The organism is Neorhizobium petrolearium (genome assembly GCF_029854435.1).
In the GTDB taxonomy this organism is placed as follows: Bacteria; Pseudomonadota; Alphaproteobacteria; order Rhizobiales; family Rhizobiaceae; genus Neorhizobium; species Neorhizobium petrolearium.
The window spans coordinates 73,675-90,471 of sequence record NZ_CP123001.1 but is presented as its reverse complement, the minus strand read 5'-3'; the positions used below and the strand labels follow the sequence as shown (position 1 = coordinate 90,471).

Annotated in this window: 16 protein-coding genes and 1 pseudogene; 12 read left to right on the top strand and 5 right to left on the bottom strand. The window is 62.8% G+C overall.

Annotation, left to right across the window (positions count from 1 at the left end; translation table 11 throughout):
• Positions 1 to 4: 4 nt before the first annotated feature.
• Genes QEO92_RS27290 through QEO92_RS27275 form a run of 4 tightly spaced genes read left to right on the top strand, consistent with a single transcriptional unit; the run spans position 5 to position 5,994 of the window.
• Entirely contained in the window at positions 5 to 1,705 is a 1,701-nt protein-coding gene (locus tag QEO92_RS27290; RefSeq protein ID WP_227705338.1) for a thiamine pyrophosphate-requiring protein, read from the top strand.
• A 13-nt stretch (positions 1,706 to 1,718) separates the two neighbouring features.
• Positions 1,719 to 2,942: an alpha-hydroxy acid oxidase gene (locus tag QEO92_RS27285; RefSeq protein WP_227705337.1), complete on the top strand. Its 1,224-nt coding sequence runs from the start codon at positions 1,719 to 1,721 to the stop codon at positions 2,940 to 2,942.
• A gap of 23 nt (positions 2,943 to 2,965) precedes the next feature.
• Positions 2,966 to 4,621, top strand: coding sequence for a thiamine pyrophosphate-requiring protein (locus QEO92_RS27280; protein WP_227705336.1), 1,656 nt, complete (start codon positions 2,966 to 2,968; stop codon positions 4,619 to 4,621).
• Complete coding sequence (locus tag QEO92_RS27275; RefSeq protein ID WP_227705335.1) at positions 4,618 to 5,994, top strand: FAD-binding oxidoreductase; 1,377 nt, start codon at positions 4,618 to 4,620, stop codon at positions 5,992 to 5,994. Before QEO92_RS27280 ends, QEO92_RS27275 begins: the two co-directional genes overlap by 4 nt.
• A gap of 12 nt (positions 5,995 to 6,006) precedes the next feature.
• Here QEO92_RS27275 and QEO92_RS33280 read toward each other — a convergent pair whose 3' ends face one another.
• The 3 genes and pseudogenes from QEO92_RS33280 to QEO92_RS27265 form a co-directional block, all read right to left on the bottom strand.
• Positions 6,007 to 6,510: a hypothetical protein gene (locus tag QEO92_RS33280; RefSeq protein WP_037145655.1), complete on the bottom strand. Its 504-nt coding sequence runs from the start codon at positions 6,508 to 6,510 to the stop codon at positions 6,007 to 6,009.
• Positions 6,511 to 6,528: 18 nt separating this feature from the next.
• Positions 6,529 to 6,657: pseudogene (locus QEO92_RS33160) on the bottom strand (type II toxin-antitoxin system VapC family toxin); the annotation flags it as partial.
• Positions 6,654 to 6,902 carry a type II toxin-antitoxin system VapB family antitoxin gene (locus tag QEO92_RS27265; RefSeq protein WP_037145653.1) on the bottom strand — a complete coding sequence of 83 codons (249 nt, stop codon included), beginning with the start codon at positions 6,900 to 6,902 and terminating at the stop codon, positions 6,654 to 6,656. The gene QEO92_RS27265 and the pseudogene QEO92_RS33160, both read right to left, overlap by 4 nt.
• Before the next feature lie 171 nt (positions 6,903 to 7,073).
• Here QEO92_RS27265 and QEO92_RS27260 point away from each other — a divergent pair, with 171 nt between their 5' ends.
• From QEO92_RS27260 to QEO92_RS27245, 4 genes are all read left to right on the top strand, one after another.
• The gene (locus QEO92_RS27260; RefSeq protein WP_037145651.1) at positions 7,074 to 7,463 is read left to right on the top strand and encodes a GFA family protein; all 390 of its coding nucleotides are present in this window, start codon (positions 7,074 to 7,076) and stop codon (positions 7,461 to 7,463) included.
• A 48-nt stretch (positions 7,464 to 7,511) separates the two neighbouring features.
• Positions 7,512 to 7,937, top strand: coding sequence for a metal-dependent phosphohydrolase (locus tag QEO92_RS27255; RefSeq protein WP_320443062.1), 426 nt, complete (start codon positions 7,512 to 7,514; stop codon positions 7,935 to 7,937).
• A 73-nt stretch (positions 7,938 to 8,010) separates the two neighbouring features.
• On the top strand, positions 8,011 to 8,790 hold the full coding sequence (locus QEO92_RS27250) for an SDR family oxidoreductase (RefSeq protein WP_227705334.1): 780 nt from the start codon (positions 8,011 to 8,013) through the stop codon (positions 8,788 to 8,790).
• 91 nt (positions 8,791 to 8,881) lie between these two features.
• On the top strand, positions 8,882 to 9,442 hold the full coding sequence (locus QEO92_RS27245) for an isochorismatase family protein (protein ID WP_227705333.1): 561 nt from the start codon (positions 8,882 to 8,884) through the stop codon (positions 9,440 to 9,442).
• On the opposite strand, the gene QEO92_RS27240 is transcribed toward QEO92_RS27245, so the two are convergent.
• A complete protein-coding gene (locus QEO92_RS27240) occupies positions 9,396 to 11,021 on the bottom strand; it encodes an ABC-F family ATP-binding cassette domain-containing protein (protein ID WP_227705332.1) in 1,626 nt (541 codons plus the stop codon). The genes QEO92_RS27245 and QEO92_RS27240 overlap by 47 nt on opposite strands.
• A 209-nt stretch (positions 11,022 to 11,230) precedes the next feature.
• Complete coding sequence (gene pepT, locus QEO92_RS27235; protein ID WP_227705331.1) at positions 11,231 to 12,466, bottom strand: peptidase T; 1,236 nt, start codon at positions 12,464 to 12,466, stop codon at positions 11,231 to 11,233.
• A 214-nt stretch (positions 12,467 to 12,680) separates the two neighbouring features.
• Here pepT and QEO92_RS27230 point away from each other — a divergent pair, with 214 nt between their 5' ends.
• The 4 genes from QEO92_RS27230 (at position 12,681) to QEO92_RS27215 (ending at position 16,790) form a co-directional block, all read left to right on the top strand.
• Positions 12,681 to 13,691: a LacI family DNA-binding transcriptional regulator gene (locus tag QEO92_RS27230; RefSeq protein ID WP_227705330.1), complete on the top strand. Its 1,011-nt coding sequence runs from the start codon at positions 12,681 to 12,683 to the stop codon at positions 13,689 to 13,691.
• Positions 13,692 to 13,728: 37 nt separating this feature from the next.
• Complete coding sequence (locus QEO92_RS27225; protein ID WP_227705329.1) at positions 13,729 to 15,006, top strand: ABC transporter substrate-binding protein; 1,278 nt, start codon at positions 13,729 to 13,731, stop codon at positions 15,004 to 15,006.
• 90 nt (positions 15,007 to 15,096) lie between these two features.
• Positions 15,097 to 15,948 carry a carbohydrate ABC transporter permease gene (locus QEO92_RS27220; protein ID WP_037145641.1) on the top strand — a complete coding sequence of 284 codons (852 nt, stop codon included), beginning with the start codon at positions 15,097 to 15,099 and terminating at the stop codon, positions 15,946 to 15,948.
• Positions 15,945 to 16,790 carry a carbohydrate ABC transporter permease gene (locus tag QEO92_RS27215; RefSeq protein ID WP_052182594.1) on the top strand — a complete coding sequence of 282 codons (846 nt, stop codon included), beginning with the start codon at positions 15,945 to 15,947 and terminating at the stop codon, positions 16,788 to 16,790. Before QEO92_RS27220 ends, QEO92_RS27215 begins: the two co-directional genes overlap by 4 nt.
• Positions 16,791 to 16,797 lie beyond the last annotated feature (7 nt).

Below are 16,797 nucleotides of genomic sequence, written 5' to 3'. Positions count from 1 at the left end.
TGCCATGAAACATGTAAAACCCACCGGCCCTTTTGCCGCCGAAGCCGTGCTGACCCATATGAAGGCTGCCGGCATCGACGTGCTTTTCGCCAACGGCGGGACCGATTTCCCATCGATCATCGAGGCCTTTGCCCGCCAGTCGGAGACGGGGCTGGAGATGCCCGAGCCACTGGTCATCCCGCATGAGGGTGTCGCCGTGGGCATGGCGCACGGCTACTACCTGATGACCGGCAAGCCGGCAGGCGTCATCGTCCACGTCAATGTCGGGCTTGCCAACTCCGTCATGGGCCTGATCAACGCCCGGTCGGAGAACGTGCCGATCATGATGTTCTCCGGCCGCACGCCGATCACCGAACATGGCCGCTTCGGCTCGCGCTCCTCGCCAATCCACTGGGGTCAGGAGATGTTCGACCAGGCCGGCATGGTGCGCGAAGCGGTCAAGTGGGATTACGAGCTGCGTTATCCGGAACAGGCGGGAATCGTCATCGACCGCGCCATGAGCGTCGCCATGAGCGAGCCGCGCGGGCCCGTTTATCTCAGCCTTCCGCGCGAGGCACTGGCTGAAGGCACCGAGATCGAGACCAGTCACCGTTCAACGGTCACCCCGACGACCTTCGGTCCGGCCGACCCCGATCTGATCGCCCAGGCGGCGGACCTGCTCGCCAAGGCGAAGAACCCGCTCGTCATTACCCAGAGCCCGGAGCTTGCTTCCGATTTCGAGCCGCTCGCAAGCTTCATCGCCAAGTACGCCCTGCCGACCGTCGAAATGTGGGCGACCCGCCTGGCGTTGCCCTCCGATCATCCGATGATGGTGGGCCGCGACTCGACGCAGGTGCTGAAGGAAGCCGACGTGGTCGTCGTCATCAACGCCGCCGTTCCGTGGATCTCCGACCATACCGCTCCGGCCGAAGGCGCCAAGATCATCGCTATCGGCCCGGATCCGCAGCATGGCCGCGTGCCGATCCGCAGCTTCCCGATCGACATCGCACTCGCCGGCGGCATCAACAAGACGATCGCGGCCCTTGCCGCCGCTCTTGAACAGCGCGTGCCGACATCTGAAACCTTCTCCGAGCGTCGCGAGAAATGGGCCAAGGTAAAGGCAACCCAGGTCGAAGCGGCCGCCAAGCGCGCCGCGATCGGCAATGGTTCGCCGATGACGCCAGCCTATGTGAGCGCTTGCGTCTCCGCCATTATGGACGAGAAGACGACCATCGTGAACGAGCTTGGCATCGACCCGTCGGTCGTGGAGTTCAAGCATCCGAATTCGTTCTTCTCGACGCCGCTTTCCGGCGGTCTCGGCTTTGGTCTGACCGCAGCGCTCGGCGCCCAGCTCGGTGACCGCAGCCGGCAGGTGATCGCGACAGTGGGTGACGGTTCCTACATGTTCGCCAACCCGGTCGCTTGCCACCAGACGGCAACCGCGCTGAAGCTGCCGCTGCTGACGATCGTCTTCAACAACGGTATCTGGAACGCCGTGCGCCGCTCGACGCTCTACATGTATCCGGACGGCAGCGCTGCGACCGCCAACACCATGCCGATCACCGCGCTCGACCCGGCACCGGACTACGCCGCCGTCGCCCGCGCCCATGGCGCCCATGCGGAACGCGTCGAGACTGGCACGGACCTGCCGGCAGCGCTGCAGCGGGCACTTGCGGCGACCAAGAGCGGCCGGCAGGCCATGCTCGAAGTCATGGTCTCCTACTGAGAAGGCGTCGGCGATGGGGGGAGGAACCGGAGACGACGCAAAGACGCTGGCGGAGCTCCGCCGGCGTTATCCGATGGTCAGCGATCTCGAGAAGCGGGCGAAATGGCGTATTCCGCGTTTCGCCTACGAGTTCCTGCAGGGCGGCGCCGGAGACGAGACGGGGCTGAACCGCAACCGTTCGGCGCTGAAGGCGGTCGAGGTCGTGCCGCGCTACGGCATCGACGTCACCAAGGTCGATACGTCAGTCGAACTCTTCGGATATCACTACGCCGCACCGATCGGCATTTCGCCGATCGGCCTCGATGGCATGATGTGGCCGGGAGCAACCGAGCGTTTCGCAAAGGCCGCCCAGGCCCATAACATCCCCTATATGGTCGGCACGCTCGCCTGCTCGACGATCGAGCAGGTGGTGGAATGGGCGTCCGACGTCACCTGGTTCCAGCTCTACCCGATGGCTCCGGACAATCATCGATACAGTTTCGAAATGGCCGAACGCGCCCGTGTGGCTGGCGCGAAGGTTCTTGTCGCCACTCTGGATGTGCCGGTGCGCGCCAAGCGCCCGCGCGATCTGAGGAACGGCCTCGTCATGCCCTTCCGGCTGACGCCGAAGACGATGATGCGGGCGGCGATGGCGCCGCTCTGGCTTGATGCGGTCCGCCGCAACGGCATGCCCACCTTCGCCAACATGAGTAAGTTCGCCGGCGGCACGGATCACGGCTCGACGGCAGGCTTCGTGCAGAAACATATCGGCGGCGGTTTCCCCTGGAGTGAGATCGCCCGCCTCCGCGACCGCTGGCCCGGGCCGATGATGGTCAAGGGCGTCATGCATCCGGCCGATGCGGAAAAGGCGCTGAAACTGGGCCTGAACGGCGTCGTCGTCTCCAACCATGGCGGTCGGCAGTTCGACGCCGCGCCCGCGACGATCGACGTGCTGCCGGAGATCGCCCGTACCGTCGGCACCCGCGGCACAGTGTTGTTCGACAGCGGCGTCGTTTCCGGCGTCGACATGCTGCGGGCGCTGGCCTGCGGGGCGCAATCCTGCTTTGCAGGCCGCGCCTTCATGCTGGGGCTCTCCGCCCTCGGCGACCGCGGCGCCACCCATATGGCGCAGGCCTTCATCGAGGAATACCGCATCGCGCTCGGCCAGAACGGGCTCTTGAGTTCCGACGAGGCCCGCCGCGCTCCGGTGCGCCATCCCGGCGCCTGGACCGCAGACAATTTCAAACTTCGTAGCTAATCCGTTCCCGGGAGGGGAAACCCATGAAAGTCGCAGACGCCATTGCCGAAATCTTGAAGCGCGAGGGGATCGAGATCGTCTGCGGTTATCCGGTGAACCACGTTCTCGAACACGTCGCGATGGCGGATATCCGCCCGATCATCGTGCGCCAGGAGCGTCACGGCCTGCACATGGCCGACGCCATGTCACGCCTGAGTTCCGGCAAGACGATCGGCGTCTTCGCCATGCAACTCGGCCCGGGCACGGAAAACGCCTATGGCGGCATCGCCCAGGCCTATTCGGAATCGGTTCCGATCCTCGTTCTGCCGATGGGCTACGAGCGCCGCATCGCGCATGTGGACCCGAACTATAACGCCACCCGCTCGATGCGCGATATCACCAAGTCGGCCGAGCCGATCACGCTCGCGGAAGAAATTCCCAACATTTTTCGTCGCGCTTTCTCAAAACTTCGCAACGGCCGCGGCGGACCCGTTTTGATCGAGATCCCCAACGATATGTGGCAGCACGAAGTGCCGGAACCGCTGAATTATCGGCCGGTCCTCGCCACCCGCTACGGGCCTGATCCGGCGGCGGTGAAGGAAGCCGTCGACCTGCTGCTCGCCGCCGGGCGACCGGTTCTTTATGCCGGCCAGGGCGTCCATTATGCCGAGGCCTGGCCGCAGCTGAAGGAGCTTGCCGAACTGCTGGCGATCCCGGTCTCGACCAGCCTCGAAGGCAAGAGCGCGTTTCCAGAAACCCATCCCCTTTCGGTCGGTGCCGGCGGTGCTGCGATCTCCAAGACGCTCCGGCATTTCCTCGACACGTCCGACCTCATCTTCGGCATCGGCTGCTCGTTCACCGAAACCGCCTTCGGCGTGCAGATGCCGCTCGACAAGACGGTGATCCACGCCACCCTCGATCCGGACCATGTCAACAAGGACATCGAGGCTAAGGTTGCGCTGATCGGCGATGCGGCGCTGACGCTCGATGCGGTTCTGGCCGAGATCAAGGCCCGCGACACGGCCCAGCGCGACAGCAAGGATGTCGCCGCCGAAATCGCCAAGGTGCAGGAAGAGTGGCTTTCGGAGTGGATGCCGAAGCTCACCTCGCAGAGCAAGCCCCTCTCCCCCTACCGCGTCCTCTGGGACCTGCAGCACACGGTCGATATCGAGAACACGATCATCACGCATGACGCCGGCAGCCCGCGCGACCAGCTTTCACCCTTCTGGAAGTCGGTGAAGCCGCTCACCTATATCGGCTGGGGCAAGTCCACCCAGCTCGGTTACGGGCTGGGGCTGGCCATGGGCGCCAAGCTCATGCATCCCGACAAGCTCTGCATCAACGTCTGGGGCGACGCGGCGATCGGCTTCACGGGCATGGATTTCGAGACGGCGGTGCGCGAACGCATCCCGATCCTGTCGATCCTGCTCAACAACTTCTCCATGGCCATGGAACTGCCGATCATGAAGGTCTCGACGGAGAAATACCGCTCGACCGACATTTCCGGCGATTACGCCGCCTTCGCCCGCGCCCTTGGCGGCTATGGCGAGCGCGTCACCGATCCGGCCGAGATCATCCCGGCGATCCGGCGCGGCATCGAACAGACGCAGAAGGGCGTGCCGGTCCTGCTCGAATTCATCACCACGCAGGAAATCGCCCGCTCGCGTTACCACCGTATGCTGACGGGTGAGAAGAAATGAGCGACCTGCAATCCACGCTCGACGCGCTGAAGCTGCATTTCGGCGAGCGGCTTTCTACCGCCGAGGCGGTGCGCGAGCACCACGGCCATGACATGTCCCGCCAGCCGACACGGCTGCCGGATGCCGTGGTCTATGCCGAGAACGAGGACGAGGTGGCGCGTGTCGTCTCGGCCTGTTTCGAAGCGGGCATTCCAGTCACGCCGTTTGCGGCCGGTTCCTCGATGGAAGGCCATACGATCCCGCTCAATGGCGGGATTTCGCTGGACCTCACCCGCATGAACCAGATCGTAGCGGTCAACCATGAGGATTTCGACGCGCAGGTGCAGGCGGGTGTCACCCGCAAGCAGTTGAACGCTCATCTCCGCGATACCGGCCTGTTCTTCCCGATCGATCCCGGCGCCGACGCCTCGCTCGGCGGCATGGCCTCAACGCGTGCTTCCGGCACCACCGCAGTGCGTTACGGCACGATGCGGGAGAACGTGCTGGCGCTCCGCGTCGTCACCCCGCAGGGCAAGATCATCACCACCGGCCGGCGGACGAAAAAGTCCTCGACGGGCTATGACCTGACGAAACTCTTCGTCGGCGCGGAGGGCACGCTCGGCGTCATCACCGAGGTGACGGTGAAACTACACCCCATCCCGGAGACCATCGCGTCCGCCGTCTGCACTTTCGAGACGATGCGCGGCGCCGTGGAAACCGTCGTCGCAACGATCCAGAGCGGCATTCCGGTCGCCCGCATCGAATTCCTTGACGAAGTCGCCGTCGAGGCGGCGAACCGCCATGCCGGGCTGACGCTCAAGGTGGCGCCGACCCTCTTCCTCGAATTCCACGGCAGCCCGCGCTGGGTGGATGAGCAGTCCAATACCGTGGCCGAGATCGCTGGCGATCTCGGCGGGTCCGATTTCCAGTGGTCGACCCGCACCGAGGACCGCGAGCGGCTGTGGAAGGCGCGCCACGAGACGATCTATTCCAACCAGACGCTGAGACCCGGCTGCAAGGCCTACACGACCGACGTCTGCGTACCGATCTCCAGGCTGGCGGACGCCGTGCTCGCCGCGCGCGAAGACATCGACAATTCCTTCGTGATGGGCAAGATCATCGGCCATGTGGGCGACGGCAATTTCCATGTCGGTTACCTCATCAAGCCGGAAATCCCGGAGGAGCTCGCCGAAGCCGAAAGGCTCGCGCAACGGCTGTACCAACGCGCCATCGACATGGGGGGCACGTTCAGCGGCGAGCACGGCATCGGTATCTCCAAGCTGAAATATCTCCGCCGCGAGCACGGCGATGCGGTCGACATGATGAACGCCATCAAGGCGGCAATCGACCCGAAGGGCATCATGAACCCCGGCAAGCTCGGCCAGGTTGGATAATCCTCTCCTACCTCACCGGCTGAGATCGATGCGGCTCGTCACCACAGACTTGCCGCTCGCCGGATCGTTGTCGACCGTCTGAAGACGAAGACGGTCATTGCCTATCCTCTCGATGGTCATGTTGGCGGCGCGGTCGCCGTTCGTCACCCGTGCCCAGCGGACACCAAGATTGATCGCATTGCCCCGCCGGTTGCCTGCAAGCGTCGAAGGTTGGCCTGAAGGCCCGACATAGGTGCCGCGATAGCCACGATCGGATGCCTGGAGATTGGCCGAGATGTTACGCCGGACGACCAACAGGCCGCGGCAGTTTCCCTGCATGGACAGAGCGGTGGTCACGGCCTCAATCGCCAGATTGCACGTAATGTTGATCGGACGGGCTCCGATGCGCGTCAGCACCGTGCCTCGGCCGCTCCAGCTTCCCGCGAGCATCCTCAGAAAATCACCTTCGGCTGCCGGCGCGAGTGACGGCCAGAAAATTGTGGCGGCGATTAAGGCGGAAGCGAGAAAAGTACGCATGGCGATAATCTGTCTTGACGCGATCTCGGCGATCGTGACGGTGGGCAGCGCGATCTCCGCATCATGATGCACCAGCCATGCTATCACGTTGCGATCCGGCTCTTTCTTCAGGGTTTCGGAAATGACATTGGTACCGAGGAAGATCACAGATCCAGGCCCTTGTGAGGCTGTCGATTTTCCCGAATTGCCTCTTCAAGATCAATGTCCGTGCCGTAAATGGAAGTAACTCTGGAATAGAACGCGGATACGGGTTCACGGCCAGCCTCTCGCATTTCGTAGGCCTCCAATGCTCTTTCGACGATATCCGCGATAGAGCGTCTCTCCCGACGGGCAAGCCGGTGAGCAAGCTCACGCGCTTTGGCGCTGCGGACGGAAAGCTGGGGTTCGGCCATGTCAAACTCCTTCTTTTGACAATTTAGGCTAGGCAGATCTAGCCATCAAGATGGCAGCTGGTGGCTGGATGGCACCTATTGCACCATCCATTATCTCGGTTACCTGCGGTGACTTGGCAGCCGCCTCCTCTCGCCCTACCTGTCCTTTTCGGAAAATATGGAGGAAAGCTCATGATCATCCGGTCCGGGGGTTGCCTGTGCGGCAGAGTCAAATACAGCGTGAAGGGTGCGCCGCTCAGGATCGGGCTCTGCCACTGTATGGATTGTCGCAAGGAGAGCGGCTCTAGCTTCGCTACATTCGGAATCTGGCCGCCGCATGCGTTCGAGAGCACAGGCGAAGTCAGATATTTCCAGGGGCGCGGGTTCTGCCCCGAATGCGGCTCGCGCGTCTTCAACGAAAGCAGTGATGGAGAGGAAATGGAGATTCGTGTCGGCTCGCTGGACATGGCGCCGACCGATCTCGAACCCACTTACGAGCTCTGGGTCAAGCGGCGCGAGAACTGGCTTCCGCCGCTCCCCGTCAAGCAGTTCGAGGAAGACCGAATTGACGCATTGCCCTGACATGCGGCGGGTATAAAGTGCCGCCGAAACGCCAAGGAGAATCTTGTCATGGCGAAGATGGATTTGCTCGAAAAGGCGATCGCGATCGCTACGGAGGCACATCGAGGTCAATCGTCGAAGACCGGCGGACCGTTCATCGAGCATGTGCGGCGCGTGGCCGAAAGCGTGGCGGGCGAAGATGAGAAACTGGTCGCCTGGCTGCACGATGTGGTTGAAAAAGGCCCTGGCTGGACCTTCGCCCGACTGCGTGAAGAGGGTTTTCCGGAATTGGTCATCGAGGCCGTCGATGCGATGAGCAAGCGTGATGGCGAGGACTATTTCGACTTCGTTCGCCGTTCTATCAGGAATCCGCTCGCACGGTCGGTGAAGCGCGCCGATCTTACGGACAATCTTGCCCAGATGCGCCAGATGGATGGCGATGGTTCGAAATTTGCCGAGGGCCTGCGTATCCTGAACGCGGAATATCCTGCCTGAGCCCCGGAACCTTGAGCGTTTCCCATCGTTCGTCTTCGCAGTGCGGAATGCCGTTCGAATGCAGGATGGACCTATGGAACTCAAATCTCGGGTAGCTCTGGTAACGGGCGCTGGTTCGGGCATCGGCAGGGCGGCTGCCCTGAAGCTTGCGGGCGAGGGCGCAAAGGTCGGCGTGCTCGGCCGCACGAAAGACGAGATCGAGAAAACGGCCGACAAGATCAGGAAAGCCGGCGGTGAGGCATTGCCACTGGAGGCGGACGTCTCGGACGAGAAACGGATGCGTGAAGCGATTGACCGGCTTGCGGAAACGTTCGGCCGTCTGGACATCGTGGTGGCAAACGCCGGCATCAACGGCGTCTGGGCGCCGATCGACGACCTCAAGCCGGAAGAATGGGATAAAACCATCGCCGTCAACCTGCGCGGCACCTATCTCACCTTCCACGCCGCCGTTCCGCACCTGAAGAAACGAGGCGGCTCGATCGTGGTTGTCTCCTCCATCAATGGCAACCGCACTTTCAATACCCCGGGCGCGACGGCCTATGTGGCGACCAAGGCGGCGCAAGTCGCAATCGTCCAGCAGCTCGCATTGGAACTCGGCAAGCACGGAATCCGCGTCAATGCCGTTTGTCCCGGCGCAATCGAGACGAACATCAACGACAACACGACGGTGCGAAAGGAGAAGGACACGGCCGTGCCGGTGAAGTTCCCCAAAGGCGATATCCCGATTACCGGCGGAAAGGCGGGTCAGAGCGAGGATGTTGCTGATGTCATTCTCTTTTTGGCCTCGGACCGGTCCCGACACGTGACAGGCACGCCGATCTTTGTCGACGGTGGCCAGAGCTTGCTCAGATAGAACGTCCGCCGAGCAGCCGGGACGTATTGAACAGGCTCGCGTCCACGCGCATTAATGGGTATCGTCAATCGCCTACGTACAGGAGTCCGTCATGGTTCACGAAAAGCCCGCCAACGGTGCCCCCGTCCTCGTTATCGACCTGCAGGCCGGCATGTTCGACGGCCTCGTCGAGCCACCGGTACACGATGCCGATCGCCTGACCGAGCATGCGCGAAAAGTGATCGACTGGGCGCGGCGGGAAGGCCGCAAGATAGCCTTCATCCGCCACGACGGGCCGGAAGGCGATCCGCTTGCGCCGGGAGAGCCGGGTTGGCCGGTCTCTCCGGCGCTCGGCCAGGCCGAGGACGAACCGACCTTCTCCAAGAAGGTCGGCGATGCTTTCAGCAACCCGGAACTCGGCAAGTGGATCGAAGCGCAAGATGCACCGGAGGTCGTGCTTCTCGGTGCGCAAACGGATTTCTGTGTTGCAGCGACGGTCAAGGGCGCGATGTCCAACGGGCTGAAAGTCACCGTCGTTTCGGATGCTCACAGCACGCTGGACCAGCCGGACGAGACCGCACCGGCAATCATCAACCGTTACAATGCGCAGTTCGCCGAGGCTGGCGTCAACCTGGTGACGACCGAGGCGCTGACGGGCTCTCAGGGCTCCTGAGCCCGAGCTCCAGCCGGCGGGTGATGCCGATTTCGCTGAGAAACACCTCGTCGTGGCTGACGACCAGAAGCGCGCCGTCATAGGCGCGCAATCCGGCTTCAACCGCAGCAATCGAATCGATGTCGAGATGGTTGGTCGGTTCGTCGAGGATCAGGAGCGACGGCGGTTCCGGCCCGCCGAGCACGCAGGCAAGGCCTGCGCGCAACATCTGCCCGCCCGACAGCGTACCAACGATCTGCAAGGCAGCATCGGCGCGGAACATGAAGCGCGCCAGCGCTGCGCGGCAGGCATTCTCGTCTGCCTGTGGATTAAGGCGTTTGAAATTGTCGCGAATCGACTGAGCCGAGTCGAGCAAGCTCACGCTCTGGTCCAGCATGGCGGTCTTCACCATCACCCGCACCGATCCTTCGAAGGGCTGCAACGCGCCAGTCACGAGCGAGAGCAGCGTCGTCTTGCCCGACCCATTCGGCCCGGTGACCGCGATCCGCTCCGGTCCGGTGATCTCGAAAGAAAGATCGCGCAACACCGGGTTTTCCGGCGCATAACCGGCCGTGACGTTGTCGATCCTCAGCACGACCCTGCTCGCCGGCAGGCCTGTCGGCGGCAGCCTCACGGAAAGCGGCTGCAGGATCTCGATCTTTTCACGCGCGGCAGCGGCTTCTTCCATCGCCTGTGTTCTGCGCCGTTCGGCAAGCCGAGCATTCTCGCCACTGGTGTTCTCCGCCTGCCGTTTCAGCCCGCCGGCTACAATGCGCGGCATGTCGCCCCGCGCTGCCTTCTTCTTTCCAACGCTGTCGCGGCGAGCCTTGCGCTCGACTGTCTCCTGTGCCGTCCGGTTGACCTCCGCCACCCGCTTCTCGGCATCGGCGAGATCGTGCTCCACAGCGGCCAATTCCAACGCCTTGCGCTCCCGATAACGGCTCCAGTTGCCGCCATAACGCGTCGCCCCAAGTGTCGTCATCTCGACGATCGCATCGACGGTATCGAGCAATTCTCGATCATGACTGACAATGATCGCGCCACTGCGCCAACCAGCGAGAAGGTCGATCACCGCCCGCCGTCCGTCACGGTCGAGATTGTTGGTCGGTTCATCGAGGATCAGGAAATCCGGCTCGGCGAAGATCAGCGCTGCCAGCCCGGCACGCGTGCGCTGACCACCCGACAGCGTTGCGAGCGGCGTTTCCGCATCGGCATCGAGGTTGGCGCGCGCCAGAGCTTCCGCCATGCGAGCTTCGAGCATCCAGTCGGCGGAGGAGAGTTCGTCGGCCGTCGCCTCCCCTCTTTCGGCGCGGGCAAGCAGGTCAAGCGCATCACGTGCGCCGAAGAGATCTGCGATCGTTTCATCCGGCCCGACCTGCACGCTCTGGCGCAGTACATCGAGCGTGCCGGACACGGAAACCGTGCCGGATAAGGGTGAGAGTTCCGCGCTGATCAACTTCAGAAGCGTCGTCTTGCCGACGCCGTTGCGGCCGACAAGGCCTACGCGTTCAGGCCCGAAGCTGAGGTTCAGATGTGAGAAAAGCGGTCTGCCGTCAGGCGTGGACCAGGAAAGATCGGAAAGAGTGATGGAAGCAGGCATGGACGGATTCCCGAATGGCAAGGCGAAGCGGCGTTGCGATCGGGTTGGAATCCATGGACGACCATCCTGTCGGTGTTGCGGATGGCGGGAATTTAGGCGGAAAATATGCGCGTTTCAAGACGTCTGATGTAGCGAAACGCCCACCATCCTCCTCAAGGGGAGGATGGGTGCATGCCGACAGGCCTTGCTCCTGTCACAGCCTGGCGCTTTTACGCCCGCTCCTCCCATAGCCTGGCGAGTTCGACGATCGTCTTCACCGCCTTTTCCATGTCCTGGCTGCTGACGAATTCGAGCGGCGAGTGGAAAGCGTGGCCGCCGGCAAAGATATTGGGGCAAGGCAGGCCCATGAAGGAAAGCCGCGAGCCGTCCGTGCCACCGCGGATCGAGCCGCGCACGGGCTCCATGCCGGCCCGGCGGATCGCTTCGACCGCGTATTCGACGATCTCCGGATGTCTGTCGAGCACCACCTTCATGTTGCGGTACTGTTCCTTCACGGTGAAAGTGTAGGTGGAGCCCGGATAGCCGGCCATCACGTCATTCGTGATCTTTTCAAGCAGCGCCTCCTTGGTTTTGAGGCCTTCCTCGTTGAAATCGCGGACGATGAAGGAAAGGTTCGCCTTTTCCATCACGCCGGAAATGCCGGTCGGATGGATGAAACCGTCGCGGCCCCTGGTCGTCTCCGGCGCCTGATCCTTCGGCAGGCGGTCGATGATCGCACCGGCGATCCTGATGGCATTCTCCATCTTGCCGTAGGCGAAGCCCGGATGCATGGCAACGCCCTTGATCGCGATCTCCACGGCATCGGCAGAAAAGGTCTCGTCCTCGATCGTGCCGGCCGTTTCGCCGTCCATCGTGTAGCCGAAATCGGCGCCGAGCTTTTTCAGGTCGACCTTGTCGACGCCGCGGCCGATCTCCTCGTCGGTGGTGAAGAGGATGTGGATCGCGCCGTGCTTGATGTCCGGATTGTTGATCAGGAATTCGGCAGCCGACATGATCTCGGCGATGCCGGCCTTGTCGTCGGCGCCGAGCAGTGTCGTGCCGTCGGAGGTGACGATGTCGTGGCCGACGAGGTCCTTCAGCACCGGATGCTCGGAAACCCTGATCACCTGGCTCCTGTCGCCGACAAGCTGAATGTCGCCGCCCTGGTAGTTCTTCATCACCTGCGGCTTGACGCCCGTGCCGGAAAAGTCCGGCGCCGTATCCATATGGGCGGTGAAACAGATGACGGGAACGTTGTTCTTCGAGGTCGTGGCCGGGATCGTCCCGTAGACATAGCCATGCTCATCGAGATGCGCGTCGGTCACGCCGATCGCCAGCAGTTCCTCGGCGAGCAGCCGTCCGAGGTTCTTCTGTTTCTCGGTAGAGGGCTGGGTCGGCGACCTAGCGTCCGACTGGGTATCGATGACGACATAACGGAGAAAACGATCGGTAACGCTATCGGCCATGACTGGAGATCCAACGATTGCAAACAGGAACAGTCGATTTGTAGCGAGGCAGGACGCCGGCGTGAATGGGGTCACCGGAATAATCCTCACCGCCGACCCGCCCGCTTTCCCCCGCAAATCTTACTGACCAAGGCGGCCTATAGCGATCCAAAACGTTTTGGCTTGACTTCCAAAACGTTTTGGATGATCCTTTCCTCAATTCGGGAGGAAGATCTTGGCCAATCTGAAACAGCTTGCGCAATCGCTTGGACTGTCGATAACGACGGTATCGCGTGCGCTCGACGGCTATTCGGATGTCTCGGCGGCAACCCGCGAGCGGGTCCGCGAGGCTGCCGACGAGGCGGGCTATCGACCAAATGCTTCGGCCCGGCGCCTTCGCAAGCAGCGCGCCGAACTGGTTGCCGTCACGCTTCCGAGCGATCCCGGCCATATCGGACCGCCGCACTTCCTCGACATGCTCTCCGGTTGCGCCGAACATCTGGCCAGTGCCGGGCTTAATCTCGTTATAGCACCCGTGCCGCGCGGCGAGAGCGAGCTCGAAATCTGCCGCCGTTTTGTCGATGGCCGCCGCGTCGATGCCATGCTTCTGGTCCGCACCAAGCGACATGACGAGCGCGTCGAATTTCTGCAGTCGCGCGGCATTCCCTTCGTCACCAACGGTCGCACCGAAAGCCCGGTCCCCCACCCCTATATCGACGGCGACGGCCTTGCCGGTTTCCACGCCGCGACCCAGCGCTTCCGGGCCGCCGGCCATCGCCGCATCGGCCATATCGCCGGGCCGCAGGAATATTATTTCGCCCATGTGCGCCGCATGGGCTGGCAATCCGCCATGGACGAAGCCGGCCTTGAAGCCGACCTCTGCGCCGAGGGGGCACCGACGGAACAGGGGGGGTATCTCGCAGCGCTCGAACTGCTACGCCGGCCGTCACGCCCGACTGCGCTCGTCTGCGCCACGGACGAGATGGCGATGGGCGCACTTCGGGCTCTGAGGGAAATCGACGGCGGAAACCAGATCAGCATCGTCGGCCATGACGATCTGCCGATGGGCGCCTATACGAGCCCTTCGCTTTCGACCATGCGCATGACCGGCGAGAACCTCGGCACGAATTTCGCCTCGCTGCTCTTGCGCGCCATCGCCGGAGAACCGGCCGAAGAGCTCCAGGAGCTTCACGCGATCGAATTCGTCGATCGCGACAGCCATCGCCGCCCGCCCGTGGCGGCATGACAGCAGTACCCAGACAAGAACAATGAAGGAGGAGAATATGAAACGCCTTTTATCGCTTGCAGTTTTCGCTTCGACCGCCCTGGCACTCGCCACTCCGGCGCTTGCCCAGACGGTCTTCCTGTCCACCCAGCTTCGCCCGATCGAGGAAGCCACCGCCGTGCGACAGGAAATCCTGAACGGCGTGGACGCGAAAGTCGATTACGTCGTCGAGGAGCCGCCGCAGTTCGCGGTACGCATGGAGGCCGAGCGCCAGGCCGGCAAGCATACGATCAGTCTCGTCGGCGCCCTGCATGGCGAGCTCTCGCCGCTTGCAGACAAGGATTCGCTTGAGCCGCTCGATGACCTTGCCAAGACGCTCGCCGCCAACGGCATGCCGCAATCGCTGCTCGACCTCGGCAAACTCGGCAAGTCGACGCAGCAGTACATTCCGTGGATGCAGGCAACCTATGTCATGGCTGCCCATAAGGACGCATTGCAATATCTGCCGGAAGGCGCCGATATCAACGCGCTCACCTACGATCAGTTGATCGCCTGGGGCAAGAAGATGGAGGAAGCGACCGGCCAGCCGCAAATCGGCTTCCCGGCCGGCCCGAAGGGGCTGATGGCACGCTTCTTCGAAGGATATTTCTATCCCTCCTTCACCGGCGGCGTGGTGCGCACCTTCAGGAACGCCGATGCCGCCGCGGGCTGGGAGAAATTCAAGGAACTCTGGACGGTCGTCACGCCCACCTCGACCAATTACGACTTCATGCAGGAACCGCTTGCTGCCGGTGAAGTCATGGTCGCCTGGGATCACGTCGCGCGACTGAAGAATGCGATCTCCGCGAGCCCCGACGACTATGTCGTCTTCCCCGCACCGGCCGGCCCGAAGGGCCGCGGCTACATGCCGGTCGTCGCCGGTCTCGCCATTCCGAAGGGCGCGCCGGACGCGGCAGGCGCCACAAAGGTCATCGAACACCTGGCCGCCCAGGACACGCAGTTGCTGACCGCCCAGCTCGTCGGTTTCTTCCCGACGCTCAACGTCCAGCTGCCGGAAGACCTCGACAAGGGGGTTGCCCTGCTCGCCGGCGCCGTGACCGCCACACAGTCGGCCAAGGACGCGGTGATCTCGCTTCTGCCGGTCGGCCTCGGCGACAAGGGCGGGGAGTTCAACAAGGTCTATATGGACAGCTTCCAGCGGATCGTTCTGCGCAACGAGCCGGTCGCCGACGTCCTGAAATCGCAAGGTGAGACCATGGCCAAGCTGATGGCCGACACCAAGGCTCCCTGCTGGGCTCCCGACGCCAAGAGCGACGGCCCCTGCCCGGTCGAATAAGCCTCCCAAGGCAACCTGAGCGGTCCGGGCGTTGATGCCCGGGCCGCACGCGATCCTAAATTACACACGACGCCTGCAAGGCGGGAGCCGATGACCAATAACCGAACCTGGATCCCCTATCTTCTGATCCTGCCGTCCGTCGCCTTCCTGGCCCTGCTCTTCGTCGTGCCGCTCGTACAGACGATCTGGCTGGCGTTCTCGGACAACGGCCTGCCATCGCTTGCCAATATGCGCACGATGGCGGGTGACCTCAATTTTCTCCCCTCGGTCCGCAACACGTTCCTCCTGACCATCGCCGTTGTGCCGGTTCAGGTGGTGATCGCGCTTGTCATGGGCACGCTGGTGGCGAAGGTCGGCGCCGGCCGCGAGACTATCCTCTGGATCTGGACGATCCCGCTCGGCATCTCCGATCTTGCTGCCGGCATGGTGTGGCTGTCGATCCTCCAGAATACCGGCTATCTCAATTCGCTGCTCTTCAGCCTCGGCCTGATCGAGCGCCAGACAAGCTGGCTCACCTACCAGACACCCATCGCGCTTTTCATCGGCATCGCTGTCGCGGAAATCTGGCGCGGCACGGCGATCGTCATGGTCATCATCGTCGCAGGTCTCAATCAGGTTCCGAAAGAATTCAAGGAAGCCGCCGAGATCTTTGGTGCCGGGCCCTGGACGCGTTTCTTTCGCATCACGTTGCCGCTCATCCGCCCGGCGCTGCAATCGGCACTCATTCTGCGCACCGTACTCGCCTTCGAGGTCTTCGCGGTTGTCTACGCACTCGGCGGCCGCAATTTTCCGGTCCTGGTCGGCGAGGCGTATACTTGGCAGAACCAGAACCAGAATTACGGCGTGGCCGGCGCCTATGCCGTGCTGATCATGGTGATCTCGCTTGCCGCGACCGTCGTTTATCTGAAAGCCATAAAGGTCGATCCGGAGCGCCTGCCATGAGTTCCAAAACCATGAGCACTACAAGTCCCGCAGGTTTCGTCTCGTCTCGCCGCTGGCTCGTCTGGAGCGGCATCATCGCACTTTGCGCCTGGGTGCTCGTGCCGATCTATCTCGTCGCGCTCGGGGCGCTCGGCGGCCGCCAGGGCGTCTATCAATGGCCGAAAACCGGCCTGCCGACCGGCATCTCGATCGAGCCGTTCCTCCTGTTCCTCAGGACGGAAGGCGTCGTGCAGTCCTTCCTGAATTCGTTGGGTGCTGCGGGCATCACGGTGGCGCTTTCGATCATCCTCGGCGCACCGGCCGGTTATGCGCTTGCCCGCTACAATTTCCACGGCAAGGACAGCTACCGGCTGCTGGTCCTGCTGACGCGCGCCTTCCCGCTGGCGATCCTGGCGCTGCCGCTCACGGTCTCCTTCATCCGGCTTGGCCTCTATGACACGATCATCGGCGTCGGGCTCATCCACACGGTGCTGGCGCTGCCGTTTGCGGCGCTGGTGACGCAGGGCATTTTCCTCGGCGTTCCAAAAGAACTGGAAGAGGCGGCCTGGGTGTTCGGCTGCACGCGAATCCAGGCATTTTTCAAGATCGTCGCACCACTGGCGCTTCCCGGGATTGTCGCAACCGCCGTCTTCGCCTTCGTCATCTCGTGGAACGAGGTTTTTGCCGCTTCCGTGCTGACCGTGAGGAACCGCACGCTGACGGCCTATCTCTTGACGGTGCTTTCCGAAAGCCCAATGCACTATCGCTTCGCCGGCGGGCTGTTGCTCATTCTTCCCTCGGTTGTCTTCATCTTCGCGGTCAGGCGCTACCTCTTCGCGATCTGGGGCATTTCCTCCAAATAACAGGACC

Coding starts and splice junctions, on each gene's coding strand:
- QEO92_RS27290 (WP_227705338.1), top strand. CDS start 5: ATGAAACATGTAAAACCCACCGGCCCTTTTGCCGCCGAAGCCGTGCTG.
- QEO92_RS27285 (WP_227705337.1), top strand. CDS start 1,719: ATGGGGGGAGGAACCGGAGACGACGCAAAGACGCTGGCGGAGCTCCGC.
- QEO92_RS27280 (WP_227705336.1), top strand. CDS start 2,966: ATGAAAGTCGCAGACGCCATTGCCGAAATCTTGAAGCGCGAGGGGATC.
- QEO92_RS27275 (WP_227705335.1), top strand. CDS start 4,618: ATGAGCGACCTGCAATCCACGCTCGACGCGCTGAAGCTGCATTTCGGC.
- QEO92_RS33280 (WP_037145655.1), bottom strand. CDS start 6,510: ATGCGTACTTTTCTCGCTTCCGCCTTAATCGCCGCCACAATTTTCTGG.
- QEO92_RS27265 (WP_037145653.1), bottom strand. CDS start 6,902: ATGGCCGAACCCCAGCTTTCCGTCCGCAGCGCCAAAGCGCGTGAGCTT.
- QEO92_RS27260 (WP_037145651.1), top strand. CDS start 7,074: ATGATCATCCGGTCCGGGGGTTGCCTGTGCGGCAGAGTCAAATACAGC.
- QEO92_RS27255 (WP_320443062.1), top strand. CDS start 7,512: ATGGCGAAGATGGATTTGCTCGAAAAGGCGATCGCGATCGCTACGGAG.
- QEO92_RS27250 (WP_227705334.1), top strand. CDS start 8,011: ATGGAACTCAAATCTCGGGTAGCTCTGGTAACGGGCGCTGGTTCGGGC.
- QEO92_RS27245 (WP_227705333.1), top strand. CDS start 8,882: ATGGTTCACGAAAAGCCCGCCAACGGTGCCCCCGTCCTCGTTATCGAC.
- QEO92_RS27240 (WP_227705332.1), bottom strand. CDS start 11,021: ATGCCTGCTTCCATCACTCTTTCCGATCTTTCCTGGTCCACGCCTGAC.
- pepT (WP_227705331.1), bottom strand. CDS start 12,466: ATGGCCGATAGCGTTACCGATCGTTTTCTCCGTTATGTCGTCATCGAT.
- QEO92_RS27225 (WP_227705329.1), top strand. CDS start 13,729: ATGAAACGCCTTTTATCGCTTGCAGTTTTCGCTTCGACCGCCCTGGCA.
- QEO92_RS27220 (WP_037145641.1), top strand. CDS start 15,097: ATGACCAATAACCGAACCTGGATCCCCTATCTTCTGATCCTGCCGTCC.
- QEO92_RS27215 (WP_052182594.1), top strand. CDS start 15,945: ATGAGTTCCAAAACCATGAGCACTACAAGTCCCGCAGGTTTCGTCTCG.